We start from the raw sequence: 18,328 nt of genomic DNA, 5'->3' as shown, positions 1-18,328 counted from the left end.
TTTCATATTTCATGAGGTAAGTAAATGGTTAAATATGTGTGTAGTTCAAAAGATAGTAATGCTTGGAGTATTTCTTCACAAGATGTAGCGCTACAAACATTTCACACAGAAGAAGAAGCAATTTTGTGGTTTCAACACCAGTATCCAGATAAAAATCTAGTTTTTTCTGGTTATGAATTTGATGGTAATTACTTGAAAAACTATGTATATAATAATGATATTGAACTTGGATATATTAATAAATATTCTTTTTGAAATATTTTTTAGTATGAAAATAAATTAATTTCTTTAATAATGGGATTAATAGACGGGAACTTAATTAAAGAACATATCAAAAATGAATGTCAGCAGTATAAATCTCAACTGCAAGGCAAAGAGATAACAATCATCCGATTTGAAGCTTCAGAAAATCTTCCTCTAGCTAGAAAAGCTCGTTATGAAGCAGCCAGAGTTTCTGCTGAACAAAAAGTAAAGATATTTAACGCTATTGGCGTTAGCTCTAATTATATAATATTGCCTGAAAATAGTCCTGTTGAAGATTTTAAAAATATAATTTACTCAATCAATGACAACGATAAAATAACTACAGCTATTGTTCAATATCCAATCCCCTTCCAATTTCAAGAATCCATTAGACTACTCTCTCCTATTAAAGATATTGATTGTGTAAGGCAACAACCAAATATGCTGTTTCTAGCAGCAGCTACATCTGAAGGAATTGCTAGATTAGTAGAGTCTTATGCTGATTCTCAATCAAAAGTAGCAGTCATAGGAGGAGGTGGTTTCGTCGGTAATGGAGTTATTCAATATCTCGCACAACGAGGGATAGAATCTTTTATTTTAGAAATTAATGACGATAAATCCTTAACTGCTCAAGCAGATATTGTAGTAACTGTAACGGGTGAACCTGGGGCAATGACACAATACATATTGCCTCAGCACAGACTAGTTGTTGATGCTGGGTTTACTCCTACTGTAAATGCTCCTTTAGGTGATATAGATAAGAGTGCTTATTCTATTCCTCAAAATATTACTCCTGTTCCTGGTGGAGTTGGCCCAATAGAAATGGCTATTCTTGCCGAAAGATTTATTAAAATGGAATTAAATATCGAGCTACCCAAATGGAATTACCAGGAGTTATTAGAACAACAAACACAAATAGCCAGAGTTATTGCACCTGTTATTAAAAATTTATTTGACCGCTTAGTTATTAGTGATAGAGATACTAATACTCAGAATTTACAACGGATTGACAAAGATAGACTAGGAGTAGAAGTAGGCGAGTATAAACTTATTTTAAATTTGGCAGATTCATTATTGACATTGACAAGAAATCAGGATACTTTGCCTCTGATAAAATTAGGTTACGGTGATACTCAGATATATCTAGCTAGGGGCTTAACCCAGCAAGATAAGGCCAATTGGTTGAAAATTGGGAATTTTCTTGCACAAAGAGAACAACAAATAATTATAGAACCTGAAATATGACAATCTCAGTTATTACCGCTACATATAATAGACCTCAACAACTTTACACAGTTGCATTTAATAGCTTACTCAACCAAACCGACCATAATTTTGAGTGGGTAGTCATTAACGATGGGTGCAACCAACAAACCAGAGAGATGATTGCTACGCTTCAAGCTCCATTTCCCATAGCTTATGTAGAAATAGAGCATTCATCTACTGGTTTTGGCTTATGCTATGCCCGGAATGCTGGATTAAATCTAGCCACTGGTAGTTTGATTACTTATTTAGATGATGACAATAGCTTTGAGAGAGAATTTATTTGTGCTACTAAGCATTTTTTTCAACAACATGGTTTTGTTAAATACAGTATGGCTATACAAAAGCGTCGTCGTGATGTTGTTCTTCAACATAAAACTATACGTTCCAGTAAAATTTTTACTTCTCCTAGCAACTCCTTCTGTACACTTGATAATCTTATTTCTCAGCAAGAAATTTTTGATAGCAATGGATTCACTCATGTTCATAACTCTACTCCTAAATGGAATCCTAAGTACCAAATATTTGCTGACTATGAATTTCTTCTTCAATGCACCAAGGAATATGGAAATAGTACATTTAAGCTTCACCCCCAAGTTTTAGTCAACTACATACAGTCATCTGGAGGTACTATTGGCCGTTCTCATTATGGTCAGTGGGCGGCAGAATTAAAGCAGATTCTTCAAGATTCTTCTGTTTACTTGCTCCAACCAAGTCATATTGCCCAGCTTGGGCAACTTGCTCAGGCTTACCACTGCAAAGCTCTTGAGCGTCCACCAGCGTTTGTTTAAAAAATAAATTAAATAAACTCTTCATTTTGATAGTGTTTGTGCATTCTGGCTCAAGTTGCGATCGCACTCCTAACGCTCCACCCCCTACTTCTTCCAAGGCAGCTTTGTTCCCATCTCAGTCAATGCCGAGAATACTAGATACATAACAAGCAGACCAGCACTGATAAGAAAAATCACAACGTCGTTATTCATTAGTAAAGAGGTAATTCTAGCTGTCCAGGTGAGGTATTTGACCGCCCTCGCGCCCGACTATGCAGTGAAATATGGCATGGGGTGCAAAGCGGGATTAGGTTTTCTGGTCGGTTATCTTCAGGTGTAAAATTAGCATGGTGTACTGAGAGCGTCATTACTGTCCATTCAGACCGGGACAATCCCTTGGGCTTTTCGTCAGGACGCAAACACTTTTGTCCGCAGTGCCGACATCTCCAAAGGGCTGCTTCTTTGATAGCCAATGCTATTTCGTCCCAATTGTCCGCATAGCGTTTTCTATAGATGGGCATTGCCTACGATACAAACTCAGCAGATGGGGCATTTACTAACTCTACCAATTTTTGGACAGGTGATAAAAGCCAAAGCGCTCGCCCATGATTCAACGGTTTGCATTCACCGTCATTTTGTACTTAAGAATGATTATTTGGCTCATCTTTGCCAATCCCTAATTCCTCTAATTTAGTTTTGACATCTTCCCAGTTATCACCACAGTAGTAATATTTTTTATCTCGAAGATTGGCAAGATAATAACCAGCATTACCGCCATTGATGCGGAACAATTCAATTACTATTTTATTTTTAGTTATGCCAAATAACCTTTCTCAATCGCTTTCAGGAATGGGTTCACCAGTGCGGTTATAAAAAACACATCCATTTTTAAAATACCAAGTCGTACCTTCTCTACGAATAATTTGAAAGTGAAGGGGATGAATAATGCTTGTTGTTAACATAATAAAACATCAATAAAAGCTTCTGGTTTGATTATATTTGAAGAGTTGCGGCTATTAATATCTAGGTTATGAACTACCTTTGTTACTTTGTAATCATGTCCTTTGTATCTAATAAACTCTCCCACAGAAGGAACTCTTGATATCTCAATTTCCTGCAAAGCTATAGAGTCTTTGTCATTAATCTGCCTAATAGTTCTGACTCTTTCTGGTGGAATATTCACTGAAACAAATACAATAGCCACTTGTTTTATCCTGACAGTAATTTTTATTTTATTGGCTATCCTCACCAGATGCGATGGCTTCGCCGATTCGCAAAGCGACCATCGCCTACCACCAACGTAGACCTTTTCGTAATTGCGCTCCCAAACCCTGCTAAAATCCCTTTATTCAAGATATCAACTACCATGTCTGGCAAAGGATTTGGGCAATCCCAACCAAACTGGAATCGGGAGAACGCAGCTTGCAAATCAAAACCAACCTTACCTTAAATACGATTTTTAGCTAGTTATCAAAAAACTTTTAGGAAAAGTTCAAAATATTACTTCTGGCTGGAGGTCGTCTTGCGAACAGTTGCATCTGTAATACGATCAACCAGTCCTGGCACAATTAGCTTTGCCCAAGGGATGATCTTTCCTTTCCATGTCATAATGTGTTCTCGTTTACGCCGCTCCATTGCCCAGATAATTTGACGTACACACTCGTCCACTGACATATTGCCTTGAGTCTCATCACGCGGACTTTTGCCTAACGCTTTTCCATCGGCTCCCAATGCTCGTTGCCGAATGTCCGTTGCCACAAACCCTGGTGAGACGACCAATACATCTACTCCTGTTGAAGCTAATTCAATCCGCAAGGTATCAAAGAAGCCTTGCATAGCGTGTTTACTAGCAACGTAACCTGTACGAGTTGGCACACCTGTTTTTCCACAAATTGACGAAATCGCCACTAAAAGTCCTCGACTGCCTTTCAGGTAGGGTAAGGCATAATGGGTACAGTACACTGCTCCTAGATAGTTCACCTGCATTACTTGCTCAAAAATGGAAATATCTGTTACTTCATCAAACCGTGTCAGCATTCCAATGCCAGCATTGTTAATTAAGACATCAATCCGCCCAAACGTGGAGATCGCTGTTTCTATCAACTGCTGGCAAGCTTCTACTTGAGTTACATCTGTAGGTACTGCAATCACTTTGGCTGGATAGTTTGTGCAAGCAATCAGTGTCTGCTCTAATGCTTCTTGATTACGTGCCGCCAAGACTAAATTCGCGCCCTTCTGGGCTAACGTGATTGCCAAAGTTTGACCAATTCCTGCCGATGCACCTGTGATAACAATAGTTTTATTAGCAAAGCTCATGTCGGTGTTTCAAATCGGATGTACACTGAGTATCAAACAGTTATTCCCATCAGTTGTAAATGGGTTTGCTCTTGTGGCAGGCTGAGTGTTTTGTTTTCTTCCCATGGAGTCCAGTCGCTTTTAGTAAACTGAACATCAGCGTTTGGAATAGGGGGATAGTCTTGTTTAAGAACACAAAGACGGTGATGTTCGTTAATGTATTTATCGGGTTCATGAACATATTCACCGCGATGCTTACGGACTGCTCTTTCGGTCTTAAACCCCTCAATAGGGCTTAACCATCCACCTGTTGAAGCTGCTTTGGCAATTTCACTTAGTTTGGGCAGCATTTGATTGTAAAGTGAGCTAATTTCATCATTAGATAGCTTCCATTCCTGTTTTATGGGAGTTCCATGTGCGCTTAAAAACTGCCATGCAAGATGCCGACATAAAATCGCACTGTTTTTTACCAGTGGATGGCTGAGGTTAGCATTAACCACATCGGAATGATTGCCGGGTATGGGTAAAAAATGGACGTGTGGTTTGATATGTCCGGGATTAAGGCTATCTGGATTGCCACCTTTACCATGTTGGCTTTTAGGCGCAAGAAGTTTCATATCAGTGCGGTCAGTCGGTTGAAAGTTACCACCGTCTGCATCTAAGGCGAGAACTGCTAAATAGTTGCGGACGTTGGGAGGAATGGCTAGCATATCCAAGGTTCTTTTAGTGTAGCCACCTGGTACTGGGTCAACGGCAAATATATTAACGTTGAGAGTATCTTCAAATACTTCAAAAAGCTTGTTGGCAATCTTTAAACAGGTAACAGCCCCCCGGCTCCAACCAATGATGTTAACTGTATCAATGGGTTGGCTCATCTCGAATTTAAGGTGAGTCAGCATCCACACAGCTTTATAGACGTTATCGTCCCACCCATCGCCCAAAGCTCTACCCATTTGTCTCCAAACTTCGGCAGTATTACCCATGAAAGATAATTGAAATTCGTCGGCTTCTTTTTCTCCAAAAAACCAATATTGTTTAGTTCCTTTGAGTGTAAGTCCAGGGTTTTGAGACTTTCCCTTACCTTTTTCTATACCGAAAATAGGATTGAATTTACCCGGATAAGCATGGTGTACTCCACTTGAAGAGTCCTCTGCTGAGACTTCAACAGAGCCAGGGCCTTCGCAGATGAGGTAGGTCGGGTTGTCACACTCCAGGGCAAAGGGCATGGGATTTTCTTCTGTGCGCTCACCCGTCTGAATAATTCTCGCTTCCTTTCCCTCCATTACCATACTCAATTGATTAATTAATTCATCGGGATTGGCATCACGATGAAAGTCCGTGCCGTGGTTAAAGATTGTAAAAACGTTGTGTGACATGAGAACTAGTATTCCAGTTTTTTATTAGTCCAGTCGTCATCGCTGCTAGGATTAATTTTACTCCCAGAGCGATCGCACAAAGCTAGAGCGGAGTATCGTCGCACTCATCACCCCTCATCCCTGAGCCACTCCAGCCCCGTCTGCAATCCCGCCGCCGCACTATAGTAAACCTTTTGCTCTCCGAATATGCCACCTGAACGACTGATGATGCGGAACTGCCAGCACTATCCAGGTGTGTAAAAGACTATTAGGGTGCTGCGGTTGATACAAAGCACTTGGTCAATCTTGATTTGGGACATTTGCTGGTGTTATGAACCCTGAAATATGCACATCCACTAAATATGTATCTGCGTGTTGTTCTTGCTCAAAATAACTTTTAATTCGGGACAGTTAAGGGAATACCGTTGTCTGTGGGTTTCAATCCTAGTATAAATGGCACAGCATTCAATACCCACTCAGACACAGGTGTGTAATTTACTGCTTCTTCCCCAAAGCTAATAGACAGCATATCAGTATGAATAATTCCTGGATTCAGAGGAATAGCTGCCATGCCAGCAGGCAGTTCCTGTGCTAAAGAACGAGTTAGCCCCTCAATTGCCCACTTAGAAGCACAGTATGGTGCAACATGAGCAGATGTAGAGCGTCCCCAGCCAGAACCGAAGTTGACAATAATACCACGCCTTTTTTTCACCATTGCTGGCACGAAATGGCGAATGATATTAACTACTCCTTTGATATTGACATCTATTAACTGAGAAAATTCTGCGGATGGTATTTCCCACAAAGGTGCTGGGTAATTAATAATTGCTGCGTTGTTAATCACTATATCTGGCGGTTCATATTTGTTCAGTACGTGTTCTGCCCAGGTTTCTACTTGCTGTTCATTTGCTACGTCCACAGCCGTGAAATCGTTGGGCGCACTAAATTTCTGGCGTATTTTCTCAATAGTATTTGATGAACGAGCGCAACCAATCACTGTATGCCCCTGTTGAATAAAACGCTCAGTCATCGCGTAGCCTAAACCTTTGCTTACGCCTGTAATTAAGATGAGTTTGGTCATACTTTGCTAAAATCTAGTCTCGATACTTTGGAATAGTGGTAGTTGAATCCCCTGGCATTCTTTGATATTATCCAGATTTGACAGTGAAATCCCTAACAACCTAATACGGTGATTCTCTAGTTCTATCGATTCTAGTAATTCTTTAGCTATCGTCAAAATTGGATCGATTTCCCTAATTGGCTTCAATAAAGTTTTACAAAGTTTTACTCCGCGTAATTTGCCTATAAAAGCAAATGTCATCAAGGTTGCGCGATTGTCGGCAGTGATCGCGGGAATTGGTTCTGTCTTTGGGTACAGGCTTTTAGTCAAAGGGATTGCAAACATCATAAATTATTGGCGCAGCTAAACCTTGAGAAAGAAAGCTTATGATGCTCGATACCTCCTCGGAAACTCAGGCAACCATTCGCAAAAGCACAAGCTGGATTATTGCCCTGAGCATTGTGCTGATTGTTTTGGGAATTATCGCCATACTCATACCCATCGTCGCCACAATTGTTTCTGTTTCGGTCTTTGGGTGGATCTTTCTAGTTGCAGGTATTGTCCGACTGGTGAAATCGTTTCAATCCAAACCGATTCGTGGATTCTGGCTGGGTCTTTTGGTAGGGATTGTTTATATCATTGCCGGTTTAATTCTTCTAAGTAATCTTTTAGCGGGAGCAGTTACTCTGACACTAGTGTTAGCCAGTATTTTTATATTAGAAGGAATTTTGGAAATTATTGCCAGCTTTAAGGCTCGGACTGGTAGTCATTTGTCCTGGCTGGTATTAGTAGATGGTATGATTACCCTGATTTTAGGGATTTTTATTTTGTATAGTTGGCCGAATAACTCGTTTTGGCTCATTGGATTATATGTTGGGATTAGTTTGATCTTCAGTGGTACATCACTGTTGTCGATTGCCACTGCCACCCGCAAAGCATTGGTTGAAAACTAAGTATTGTTCTAAATTTAGCGATGAGAATGACAACAGTAACTGAATCTACTTACAAAAGCAAAGGTAAAAGTTGAGTGAGCCAGACTAAGCGATCGCCACTGTTGCACCCATCTGGCTCACCCAGCAGTTGCTGCACTAATTTTGGCAAAGCATGAGCGATCGCGCTGTAGAAAATATTACGCTATTTCTTCGCCTTCGGGTCAATTTTGTACTCCCTCTCCATCGCCGCCAACAGCTTCGCCTGCAACGCTGACAAATACGGTTTAGTCTGCTTCCCCAATCCCTGCAACAGCCAATCTACTGCTTCATCACGGCTGGACACTTCATGCAAGCGCCGCAATCTCAAACACAACTGCTGCATGAACTGACAATCTTCCTCCAGCAGTTCCAGTGACTTCAAGTGTTCTACTTTTGCTGTGTAGTCACCATCCCAGCACTGCACGGTACAACTGTATTCCCCTACGTGAGTAATTACACCCCAGTAGCTGCTTTTACCCCTTAAGTCTGGATTGTCCTTTGGCTGAATGATACATATTTCTCCCAGATGGTAGGGATTTGGTACTTTAGTTCGCTCACGGATTTTATCTACAATGTCCTTAACTACCCGACCGGAAGGAACTTTCCCACCAACTTTGTCTACTGCCTGCTCCCAAACACTGGCTTGCTCATTCGGTTCTAACTCGGCTTTAGCTAAAGGACGTAATTGACGTTCATTACTCGGCATGGGAATTTGCCGACCATTGGTCGGCAAATATTTTTGCAGATTTTCATATACAGTAGTCGCCGAAATTTTCAAGTACGCTGCATCACGACTATATCCAAAGCGATCGCGGCAATACTCCTCAAAGGTTTTGTGCGTCGAACGGTACAACTTGCGATCGCGCAATTCCATAAGCGCTTTCCCCGCCTCATAAAACGCTCTCTCTACTTTTCGCTCCAAGTGCAGGCGATCGCGCTGTTCCTCCTCGGTCATCTCTGGTACTTCGACAGCCGCCACATCAATGGTGATTGATAGTGGATTATGCTCCTGTTGGCTATCTTTTGCTGCCTCCAGTGCTGGTTTCGGCTTTTTGCGAGAGTTGAGTTTGTTCATTGCGCCACCTCCTGTCCAAAGGTGGTTGAATCAGTATTCACTTGTGTCATGATGGTAGATGGTTTTTTAATCTTCCCCCAACCTGTTTGATAGGCTGGGGTTTTTCATTGCTTTTTATATTTTGCAGCCTAAAAAGCTTAATCAAACATGAAACCTACCAAAAAACCTGAACTTCTCACTCTCAAAAAAGCCACAGTTCCTAAACCAGAACATGAACAAATTGAGGAAATTATTGCTTCAGAACCAATCGTTAATCCACAACAATTTGTAAATGTAGAAAGCCAAGCCACAGAATATCTTCCAAGCTATGCTCCACTGCAAGACTATGGTATGACGCAATCTGCTGCTAACTCCGGTTGGCAACCTTCTGATATCTGGCGCGAATTGCGTATTGATGCTTGCTGTGATTGAATTATCGCACTCATGCGATCGCAGAATGCCTGACTTGCTGATCATATATATCACATCTATCTTTGGATATATTTCTCGGCAGAGTAACTCGCCCGATAATAAAGAATCAATCGGAATCAACATTAAACTCCGCCTAAATGTTTAAGTTGATTGCCAGTTCTTTTATTATCATTGCTTTGATTTTTGCCCTGCTCATCCCATCAATTGTCTTCAAGGAGACTGTAGATTACAACAGCTTCGGCAAAATTAAAATCGGTATGACACCATACAACCTCTCTTGTTTAGGCTTCCCTGAGTTTAAGCATCTCCTACATTTGATGAACAAACCTGTAGTCCAAAAATTACGTACAAAATTCTGTTTATTAACAAACTCTACTCCACTAGCTTGCTGTATATACGTATGTACAGCTTATGCCCTGAGAGCTTTTTTACTCAACTAAAAACTTTTTAAACATCCTCTAAAAAAATAATTATGAATACATGAAATTGAGTGCTAGAAAATTCACTATATACATTCACTTTTATCTATTGTTTAGCTTTATATTTCTTATTTATATGTATAACTTTTGGTAGATGAAATATTTTCAATATTTTGGATACGTACTGGAAATGTTGATTAATCATCGTTTTTTCTTAAAATCAGGCTTAAAATTATGATCTTCACTTGATTAATTTTTCGTAATATGTCAAATTTTAGATATTGCTTTTAAAATGATATAATCTTTACCATTGTTTATCAATATTCTTTGCCAAGTAATAGTGAAAGAGTATATAGAAAGAAGAAAAACATTTGTGTTTCTCAATTTAAATGTAAAATTCTTATTGATATGAGATCCTAATTACTCATTTAGTATTCCAAATGCAATGCTCACTTTGAATGATTGTACTGGCTACTAGTATGGTTAGTTTTGTTAAAGGCTAATCGCTGACAATAAAATACAAATATTTTTCAAAAATGCCTTTTTTGGCATCCTTTTTTCTAAAGAAAAACTACTCCAATTTTGTTAAATACTATTACAACAACTTATGGCTCGCATCTGTAATACCATCCGTATTCACAAACCAATTGAACAAGTTTTTGATTATGTAACTACACCAAAATATTGGACAAAATGGCATCCCTCGTCACTTAGTATTAGTGGCGCAACAGACCACTCGTTAGAAGTAGGTGAGCAAGTAGAAGAAGATTTTGTAGTAGCTGGATATCGTGGACGTGTCACATGGACAGTACAAGAGCGAAAGGCTCCCCACAAATGGGTAATTGATGGTCGAGTAGGAACAAAGAGTAGCGGAACAATTACCTACACACTTATACCTTACTCAAATGAAGAAACAACTTTCGAGCGCGAATTTACTTACTTTACTGTCAATTTTTTATCAATGCTGCTTAATTGGCTAGTAGTAAATCGTCGGATTAAATCAGAGTCTAAAGAGTCATTAAAACGATTAAAAGAAGTAATTGAAAGAACTATTTGAGGATAAAATATTCATAAAAATTCTTTGATAAAAATGAAATTTAAAATAAAACAGTATAAAAATAGGTTGTGGATTACTCAAGGCATTAGTCTATACTGTCTATTATTTTCAACTCCAGTTGTTGCACAAATCATTCCTGACTCTACTCTCCCTAATAATTCTATTGTTACAACTCAAAAAAACACTGATATTATTAATGGAGGAACACAAGCAGGAAATAATTTATTCCATAGCTTTAAAGATTTTTCAGTTTTAACTGATACAATAGCTTTGTTTAATAATAATTTAAATATTCAAAACATTATTAGCAGAGTTACTGGTAACAATGTTTCTGATATAAATGGATTAATTCAAGCTAAGGGAGCAGCTAATCTATTTATAATTAATCCTAATGGTATTATTTTTGGTTCTAAAGCTCGACTAGATATTGGTGGTTCTTTTTTAGCAAGTACTGCTAGTGCATTCAAGTTTGTGGATAACCTACAGTTTAGTGCTGAAAATCCTGAACCTTCATCTGTATTAAGTATAAATTCACCACTGGGCTTGCAATACGGAAAAAATCCTAGTGCAATTCAAGCTTTCGGCGATGGGCAGGGAACAAGGGAAACAACTGAACTGATTGATACAACAAATGCTTTACGGGTGCAACCAAATCAGACCTTAGCATTAATAGGCGGCGACATAACCTTGCAAGGAGCAACGCTCAAAACTAATGGAGGACGTGTAGAATTAGGTAGTGTTATGGGAGAAACTCTAGTCAGGCTTGTCCCTACAGCTAAAGGTTTTGCTTTGAATTATGATGCGGTCAAACAAAATCTTGGGAATATCCAATTATCTCAACAAGCAACAGTAGATGTTAGTGGAGAAGAAAGTGGAGACATTCAAATTAGAGGAAGGCAAATAACTGTACGAGATGGTTCTCAAATTGAAGCTAGTGCTTTGGGAGTGGAGCCAGGAGGAAAAATAGAGGTAAGCGCTACAGACTTTATAGGATTAAACGGCACTTCAGCAAACGGTCGAGTTCGCAGTGGTATTGCTTCTACCGTCTATCCAGGAGTTAAAGGTAACAGTGGTAATTTAATTTTAGAAACTAGGCATTTAAGTGTTCAGGAAGGAGCATCAATAGGGACATTTACCCTTGGTGAGGGACAGGGAGGCGATTTAACAATAAAAGCTTCTGAATCTGTAGAGGTTTCTGGTTTTTCGTCTATTAATCCTCGAAATATCAGCACTATTTCCAGCACAGCTTTTAGCTCTGGAAATGGAGGTAATTTTTCACTATCAACTGGTAAATTAACTATTAAAAATGGAGCAACTTTAGGTGTTGCAATTTTTGGTGTAGGACAAGGAGGAAACGTAAACATAAATGCAACTGATTTTATCAAAGTTCATGGAGTTTCACCATTATTGTCTCCTAGCTCTTTATCCAATACGACTTTCTCTAATGGAAATGCAGGTAGTTTGAAAATTAGTACCTCGAAGCTAATAATTATGGATGGAGGTTCTGTCAATACTTCCACTTTAGGAAGAGGCAACGCTGGAAATCTTTCTGTTAGTGCTTCTGATTCCATACAAATAAGTGGCGAGATACAAGGAACTAATTCGTCTATTGCGAGTAATTTATCCTCATCTGGAGTCGTTACAACTTCTCCTGTTCGACAAGTATTTAACATATCTCCAACTGCGGCTGGAAAATCTGGAGAATTAATAGTTCATACTAAGAGAATAAGTATTACAAATGGTAGTATTATTAGTGTCAGAAATGATGGTTTAGGTGATGCAGAATCCCTGAAAATTAATGCAGAATCTATTATTCTAAATAATCGAAGTCGTATTACAGCATCAACCGTCTCTGGTAATGGCGGCAATATTCTTATAAATACACAAAACATATTGTTACGTAATAACAGCATCATTACCACAACTGCTGAGAATAACGGCAATGGCGGCAATATCAATATCAAGACAAATAATTTAATTGCTCAAGGAAATAGTGCTATTACTGCCAACGCCTTTGAAGGACGTGGCGGCAATATTCAAATCAACACTAAGGGACTTTTTCTATCACCTGACAGCCAAATTATAGCTAGTTCAGAAAGAGGAATTGATGGGACAGTTGAAATAAATGCAGATACTTATTTAAATGAAGTTCCAGCTAAACCAGAAGTAGTCCTACAAACACCTAAAATTACCTCAATCTGTCTGGGAAGAGCGAGTGGAAATAGTGAATTCTTTATCACTGGCACTGGTGGTTTAGCAACCAATCCAGAAGATTTACCAGATCCTCAATCAATATGGACAAGAAACTCTAACAAGAAAATTTCACAATTAACGATATCAGATAATACTACAGAAATTGTAGAAGCTCAAGGATGGATCAAAAATCTTGATGGCTCAGTCACACTCACCGCCCACGCTAATGTAGTTAACCCTGATACAACTCAATCTGCTAGTTCTTGCAAGTCTGACACAAACACCACAAGTTAATGATTAGAAATCGATATCTACGGACATATCTGCTGATAGGTATTACTAGTTTTTTGATAGTTATCACTCAACCATTAGTCTTACTAGCGCAAGCTATTATTAACCCACTACAACAAGCGGAAATATTAATCCAAACAGGACAAGAACAATTAAATCAAGGTCAAGTATCTGAGGCATTGCAAAGTTGGGAACAAGCAACGAAAATTTATCGTCAATTAAGAGATGATGAAGGAATTACAGGCAGTCTCATCAATCAAAGTGTTGCATTACAATCTTTAGGTTTATTTCCTCGTGCCTGCAATATTTTGGTAGAAGCTTTAAAATTAAACCCTGGCATCTGTGATACATACCCAAGACAAGCTACTGAAGAAGTACAACTACTAGCCATTATTGAAAAACAAACACCTTCATCTTTGCATCTGTTAGGATTGCAGAATTTAGGGAATGTTTTACGTAGGCTAGGAAAACTTTCGGAATCAGAACAAGTATTGCAGACGACTCTACGGCTATCTCAACAAACATTCACTTTTGATAACAGTTCAATTTTATTAAGCTTAGGTAATACTAAATTCACCTTCTATAAACTCTTAAAAAGTAAATATTCTCAAATAGAAGAACCAGTTTTTCAAAAAAAAATATTTCATCTAATCCAACAAAAAGCATTAGAAGCAATTGATATATATCAACAGATTAACAGTCATTATCATACTTCTACTAATGTCAAACTACAATCTCTACTTCAGAACTTGAATTTAATTTTAGATTTTCAACAATGGTCAAATAATCATCAATATGAGAATCAGATTAGAAGTATTTTTAGTCAATTATCAACAAATAAAGAGTTATTTGAGCAGCTATCAGTTAGTGAATCTATTTACTCTCGCCTAAATTTCGCTAATAGCCTGAATAAAATACTCTCTATCAGCAACTTATTGCACCTATCAAGGAATATCTTCCATCTTCTGGTACACTACTTTTTACCCTTGATAAATTCTTTCAAAGTATTCCTATGGGTTTACTGCATAATGGCAAAGATTATTTAATCCAGCAGTACAGTATTGCAACAACACCAGGCTCTAGAATCCGACCCCCTAAATCCTTAACTCAAGAACAATTCAAAGCCTTAATTGCTGGACTCTCTAAAACTAGCCCCAGTTTTCATGCTCCTAATGCTCCCCAAGATTTAACACCTTTACCTGAAGTCGAAAAAGAAATAGTCGATGTCAAACAACAAATTAATAATTCAACCAAATTACTTAATGAGGATTTTACAAGTCTTAGATTTCAACAAGAGTTAAAAGCTGCTAAATTTCCTATTGTTCACGTTACTACCCACGGTCAATTTAGCTCTGACCCTGAACGAACGGTACTTTTGGCTTGGGATAAACCTATTAACATTCGAGAATTTGATGGTTGGCTGAAGGTACAAAATAATCAAGACCCTATAGAATTGTTGGTTTTAAGTGCCTGCCAAACTGCTAAAGGCAACAAACGCTCTACTTTGGGTATCGCTGGCGTTGCTGCACAAGCTGGCGCACGTACCACAGTTGCTAGTCTGTGGCTAGTAGACGCAGAATCTACAGCTATGCTTGTCGAAGAATTCTATAAAGGTCTTAATCACAACCTCACTAAAGCAGAAGCTCTCCGACAAGCTCAATTGAGCTTACTATCGAATCCTCAGTATCAACATCCTTATTACTGGGCAGGATTTATTCTTGTTGGCAGCTGGCTTTGATTCAGCGATCGCAAACGTTCCTGAGCGAGTACTACTTCTTCCGAGTTCTTTTGAAATCTGGCTAGTTGAAGCGCTTTTGTATATGCACTCTTAGCCTTTTTGGGCAACCATGCTTCTATATAGCGATCTCCTAATGTTCTGTAAACAGTAGGATTTAAACTACCTGCTGCCACTCGCGCTTCCAAAGTCTCAATTGTTGTGTTGAGGATGCGCTTAGACATATAAATTGTATCCAAATCAAGATACGCTGCTTGGTCAGGGGGCAATCCCAATTTTTTTATTTGTTCAACTGCCTGATTAATTTCTCTGATTTGTTTTTCACGTAACAAATGCACAACTAAAGTTTCAGCACTGATGGGATCTATACCTTTGTTTGCGATCACTACAATTTTAATCGCAGTCCCATAAACTAATTCTGGTTTATCTTCAGGGTAGGCTAATGTTGTGCCTTTTACCTCTTTTTCCCAACGCACATCTCCATTCTTCACTTGTACTGAATAGCTAGTCGCTCCCTGCACTGCCGACCACGATATTAAAGGACGATTATCTATCAATATTTGGCCGTAGGGCTGAATGATCCTTGGCGTGTTCTCATCTTCACCTGGCCCCTTGCGATTTGGGCAGCTTTGTCTGTTTATTGGTGTACATCTTCGTACTGAAGAAACCTCCACTGCCTTACAGATGTTTTGAACATCAAAAACACCAGCCTGTTCTAGTTCTAAATACTTTTTACTGGAATAGCACAGTAGCTCAACTGTAGCACCTTCTTTTGGATAAATTTTATCTCCTGGACATAACAAACTACCAGATCCTAAATAACGATCACCTGCACTGATAATTCGACCAATCGGCTCAATACAATGAGGCTTAGTTAACTGTTGGTTTTGCCCCATAGCTCTGCTTAGACTGAAAAACAGTATTATTGATGTGATAACTATAAATTGAGCAGTGAAGATTTTTTTTCTTTCAGTATAAGATACAATCTGCATAGTAAGTTTTGATTTTAATACTCATATTATTGAGCATATCAATATTTTGTATAAAATTCATTCCTCTGGTACAAAATCTCCTAATAATCTCTTTAATATTTGTAATCGCCAACGTTGAACTTCCGGCAGATTAGAATCTACAATTAAGCAAACTTCCCATGATATTCTCGCTGCATTAATTTCATTTACAGCTTCTTGTACTTGTGCTAGTAAACAAAAAGTATCAGTTCTTTTAAAGTCTAACTTTTTTGCTTTTTCTAAATTTTTCTTTGCTTCTTGATATTTTTTTTGTTCAAATCTCGCCCAACCTATACTCTTATATAAAGCTGCTTTTAGTTCAGTTTCTTTGGCTTTTTGTAATCCTGATTTAGCTGTCTTAATAGCATCTTCATATTTTCCTTGTAGATTTTGGATTCTCGCTAAATTGCTGATAGCATCTAAAGCTAATTCACTATTTTTTATAGCTAACTTATATTGCTTTTCTGCTAAGTCATATTTACCTAAATCATCATAAAAATTTCCTAAACCATAATGAGCTTCCCAACTATTAGGTTTTAATTTGAACAATACTGCATAACTCTTATCAACACACCCAAAATCTTGTAGTCTTTGACACAATAATCCTAAATTATTATATGCAACATCATTTTTAGGATTAAATTTAATAGCTAGTTCATAATATTTTTTGGCATCTTCAGGCGAAATATTCCGACGATCTGCTTGCTCAACATAAAATTCAGATACTAATTTTGTTACTTCAGGTTCAAAATTAACTGCTTTGTGGAAATCGCTTTTAGCATCATCAAATCGATTTTCCTGTTGAGCCTTTTTCCCTTGGTTTACTAAATACTCTGCTATTATAGGACGTGATACATTATATAAACTCACCAAACTTACTGAACCTAAAATAATCACCCCAATTTTGAACCATTTTGATTTAATTACTCGATTAATCTTAGATTGCAATGGTAATTGTTCCAACTTCTGCATTATTATTTCAGTAGTCTGCGGACGCTGAGTTGGAGACTTTGCCATCAATTCATCCAAAAAATCAGCAAATGGTTTATCAATCTGTGGTGCGTGTTTTCTCCAGTTTAATTTTCCTGTTTCTATATCTTCGGATATGTTAATTAATGGTACACCAGTAACTAAAGTTACTAAAGTCCGGCCTAAAGCATAAAAATCTGACTGTGGCACTGCTTTACCATGAATTTGCTCTAACGGTGTATAACAAGGTGTAGCTACAGAGGTTATTTCATAGCTACCCATCCTTGTACTCGTTCCCCCACTAGCACTGATTTTCGCCAAGTACGTGTCAGTAATTCGTCTTACCGCCCCAAAATCTACTAATGCTAGTTTTCCGCTTGGCTGAAGAATTATATTAGAAGGTTTTATATCTCTGTGGAAAAACTCTGTATGGTGTACTATATCCAAAATTTCCACTAGCTGCTTGAACCAATCTATTGCTATTGATTGTGAAATCTTGTCATTTGACTGCAACCATTGCGCCAAATCTTGCCCTTCAAATTTATCCATCACCAAACACCTCAATGTAAACGGGCTATTGTTTGGCTCAAAAATAAAAAAGTCATCTACGGTGCTGTATGGAACGCATGGATGGCGAAGTCTTCGTAAAGCTATCGACTCTCGCTCAATCATTCTTACTAACTGGGGATCGTTCCACTTCAGAACTTTCATCACTCGCCGCTTAGGTTCTTCCCACTTATTTCCTGCATCCTCCACTTCAAAAATTTCAGTATAAGTAAGCAGATTTTTTGTTGACCTCAATGGTCTAAGCAGGCGAAAACGCCCATTCAGTACCAGAGATGTCCCACAAGCAAGACAATTCTCTGCATCTTCTGGATTTTCTCTAGCTTCGCACAGTGGGTTTATACAATAGCTGGGCATTCACATCCTAATAGGATTCCTATATATAGTTAGTAACTGTATTTATCCAAAATCAGTCTAAGTCACAAATAGGGGGTTATGGGTAGTGAAAACCTCATTGTTCAGGACTTGTATCCCAAAGGTTTTTGGGACTATCTCTTTTCTTACACTACACCCCGCCACAACGGGGCTTTATCAACCACCCCACCTATAAGTTACCCATAGGATAGGTTTTTAGGCTCTCTCAATAAAAATTTTTAACTTCTACCTCAGTTAAGTAGCTAAAATGCTAAAGATACTGTATCATTTTC

At 38.4% G+C, this 18,328-nt stretch carries 19 protein-coding genes and 1 pseudogene; 10 read left to right on the top strand and 10 right to left on the bottom strand.

Going from position 1 to position 18,328, the window contains the following annotated elements; genetic code table 11:
• Positions 1 to 24: 24 nt before the first annotated feature.
• From FD725_RS29540 to FD725_RS29530, 3 genes are read left to right on the top strand one after another with little or no spacing between them, the layout of a single operon-like run.
• Entirely contained in the window at positions 25 to 255 is a 231-nt protein-coding gene (locus FD725_RS29540; RefSeq protein ID WP_179051784.1) for a hypothetical protein, read from the top strand.
• Between the two features lie 39 nt (positions 256 to 294).
• The gene (locus FD725_RS29535; protein ID WP_179051783.1) at positions 295 to 1,488 is read left to right on the top strand and encodes a bifunctional 5,10-methylenetetrahydrofolate dehydrogenase/5,10-methenyltetrahydrofolate cyclohydrolase; all 1,194 of its coding nucleotides are present in this window, start codon (positions 295 to 297) and stop codon (positions 1,486 to 1,488) included.
• On the top strand, positions 1,485 to 2,297 hold the full coding sequence (locus tag FD725_RS29530; protein WP_179051782.1) for a glycosyltransferase family A protein: 813 nt from the start codon (positions 1,485 to 1,487) through the stop codon (positions 2,295 to 2,297). Before FD725_RS29535 ends, FD725_RS29530 begins: the two co-directional genes overlap by 4 nt.
• A 191-nt stretch (positions 2,298 to 2,488) precedes the next feature.
• Here FD725_RS29530 and FD725_RS29525 read toward each other — a convergent pair whose 3' ends face one another.
• The 7 genes and pseudogenes from FD725_RS29525 to FD725_RS29495 form a co-directional block, all read right to left on the bottom strand.
• Positions 2,489 to 2,797: an HNH endonuclease gene (locus FD725_RS29525; protein ID WP_179051781.1), complete on the bottom strand. Its 309-nt coding sequence runs from the start codon at positions 2,795 to 2,797 to the stop codon at positions 2,489 to 2,491.
• 120 nt (positions 2,798 to 2,917) lie between these two features.
• Positions 2,918 to 3,238, bottom strand: a pseudogene (locus FD725_RS33215) (hypothetical protein).
• Positions 3,232 to 3,480 carry a hypothetical protein gene (locus FD725_RS29515; protein ID WP_179051780.1) on the bottom strand — a complete coding sequence of 83 codons (249 nt, stop codon included), beginning with the start codon at positions 3,478 to 3,480 and terminating at the stop codon, positions 3,232 to 3,234. The pseudogene FD725_RS33215 and the gene FD725_RS29515 overlap by 7 nt, the downstream one beginning before the upstream one ends.
• Before the next feature lie 296 nt (positions 3,481 to 3,776).
• Positions 3,777 to 4,592 carry an SDR family oxidoreductase gene (locus FD725_RS29510; RefSeq protein ID WP_179051779.1) on the bottom strand — a complete coding sequence of 272 codons (816 nt, stop codon included), beginning with the start codon at positions 4,590 to 4,592 and terminating at the stop codon, positions 3,777 to 3,779.
• A gap of 32 nt (positions 4,593 to 4,624) precedes the next feature.
• The gene (locus FD725_RS29505) at positions 4,625 to 5,947 is read right to left on the bottom strand and encodes a hypothetical protein (RefSeq protein ID WP_179051778.1); all 1,323 of its coding nucleotides are present in this window, start codon (positions 5,945 to 5,947) and stop codon (positions 4,625 to 4,627) included.
• 376 nt (positions 5,948 to 6,323) lie between these two features.
• Positions 6,324 to 7,007 carry an SDR family oxidoreductase gene (locus tag FD725_RS29500; protein WP_179051777.1) on the bottom strand — a complete coding sequence of 228 codons (684 nt, stop codon included), beginning with the start codon at positions 7,005 to 7,007 and terminating at the stop codon, positions 6,324 to 6,326.
• Positions 7,008 to 7,013: 6 nt separating this feature from the next.
• Positions 7,014 to 7,247, bottom strand: coding sequence for a hypothetical protein (locus tag FD725_RS29495; RefSeq protein WP_256872020.1), 234 nt, complete (start codon positions 7,245 to 7,247; stop codon positions 7,014 to 7,016).
• A 125-nt stretch (positions 7,248 to 7,372) separates the two neighbouring features.
• On the opposite strand from FD725_RS29495, the gene FD725_RS29490 reads away from it, so the two are divergent.
• Entirely contained in the window at positions 7,373 to 7,939 is a 567-nt protein-coding gene (locus FD725_RS29490) for an HdeD family acid-resistance protein (RefSeq protein WP_256872012.1), read from the top strand.
• A gap of 181 nt (positions 7,940 to 8,120) precedes the next feature.
• On the opposite strand, the gene FD725_RS29485 is transcribed toward FD725_RS29490, so the two are convergent.
• Positions 8,121 to 9,032 carry a hypothetical protein gene (locus FD725_RS29485; RefSeq protein WP_179051775.1) on the bottom strand — a complete coding sequence of 304 codons (912 nt, stop codon included), beginning with the start codon at positions 9,030 to 9,032 and terminating at the stop codon, positions 8,121 to 8,123.
• 147 nt (positions 9,033 to 9,179) lie between these two features.
• Here FD725_RS29485 and FD725_RS29480 point away from each other — a divergent pair, with 147 nt between their 5' ends.
• The 6 genes from FD725_RS29480 to FD725_RS32810 all read left to right on the top strand — a co-directional run bounded on the left by FD725_RS29480 (position 9,180) and on the right by FD725_RS32810 (position 15,141).
• Positions 9,180 to 9,443 (top strand): hypothetical protein, encoded by a 264-nt coding sequence (locus FD725_RS29480; RefSeq protein ID WP_179051774.1) that lies wholly within the window; start codon positions 9,180 to 9,182, stop codon positions 9,441 to 9,443.
• Positions 9,444 to 9,580: 137 nt separating this feature from the next.
• Positions 9,581 to 9,883 carry a hypothetical protein gene (locus FD725_RS29475; RefSeq protein ID WP_179051773.1) on the top strand — a complete coding sequence of 101 codons (303 nt, stop codon included), beginning with the start codon at positions 9,581 to 9,583 and terminating at the stop codon, positions 9,881 to 9,883.
• A gap of 586 nt (positions 9,884 to 10,469) precedes the next feature.
• The gene (locus FD725_RS29470) at positions 10,470 to 10,919 is read left to right on the top strand and encodes an SRPBCC family protein (protein ID WP_179051772.1); all 450 of its coding nucleotides are present in this window, start codon (positions 10,470 to 10,472) and stop codon (positions 10,917 to 10,919) included.
• Between the two features lie 33 nt (positions 10,920 to 10,952).
• Positions 10,953 to 13,406 (top strand): filamentous hemagglutinin N-terminal domain-containing protein, encoded by a 2,454-nt coding sequence (locus FD725_RS29465; RefSeq protein WP_256872019.1) that lies wholly within the window; start codon positions 10,953 to 10,955, stop codon positions 13,404 to 13,406.
• The gene (locus FD725_RS32815) at positions 13,406 to 14,449 is read left to right on the top strand and encodes a tetratricopeptide repeat protein (protein WP_256872011.1); all 1,044 of its coding nucleotides are present in this window, start codon (positions 13,406 to 13,408) and stop codon (positions 14,447 to 14,449) included. The genes FD725_RS29465 and FD725_RS32815 overlap by 1 nt, the downstream gene beginning before the upstream one ends.
• Entirely contained in the window at positions 14,338 to 15,141 is an 804-nt protein-coding gene (locus tag FD725_RS32810) for a CHAT domain-containing protein (RefSeq protein ID WP_306296914.1), read from the top strand. Before FD725_RS32815 ends, FD725_RS32810 begins: the two co-directional genes overlap by 112 nt.
• On the opposite strand, the gene FD725_RS29455 is transcribed toward FD725_RS32810, so the two are convergent.
• Both FD725_RS29455 and FD725_RS29450 read right to left on the bottom strand, forming a co-directional pair.
• Positions 15,102 to 16,034: a hypothetical protein gene (locus tag FD725_RS29455; protein ID WP_256872010.1), complete on the bottom strand. Its 933-nt coding sequence runs from the start codon at positions 16,032 to 16,034 to the stop codon at positions 15,102 to 15,104. The two genes, FD725_RS32810 and FD725_RS29455, sit on opposite strands and share 40 nt — an antisense overlap.
• A 153-nt stretch (positions 16,035 to 16,187) precedes the next feature.
• Positions 16,188 to 18,038 carry a protein kinase gene (locus FD725_RS29450; protein ID WP_179051769.1) on the bottom strand — a complete coding sequence of 617 codons (1,851 nt, stop codon included), beginning with the start codon at positions 18,036 to 18,038 and terminating at the stop codon, positions 16,188 to 16,190.
• Positions 18,039 to 18,328: the final 290 nt, after the last annotated feature.

It is taken from the genome of Nostoc sp. TCL26-01, assembly GCF_013393945.1.
In the GTDB taxonomy this organism is placed as follows: Bacteria; Cyanobacteriota; Cyanobacteriia; order Cyanobacteriales; family Nostocaceae; genus Trichormus.
Note: the sequence above shows the minus strand (reverse complement) of the source record. Positions and strands in the feature narration are given on the sequence as shown.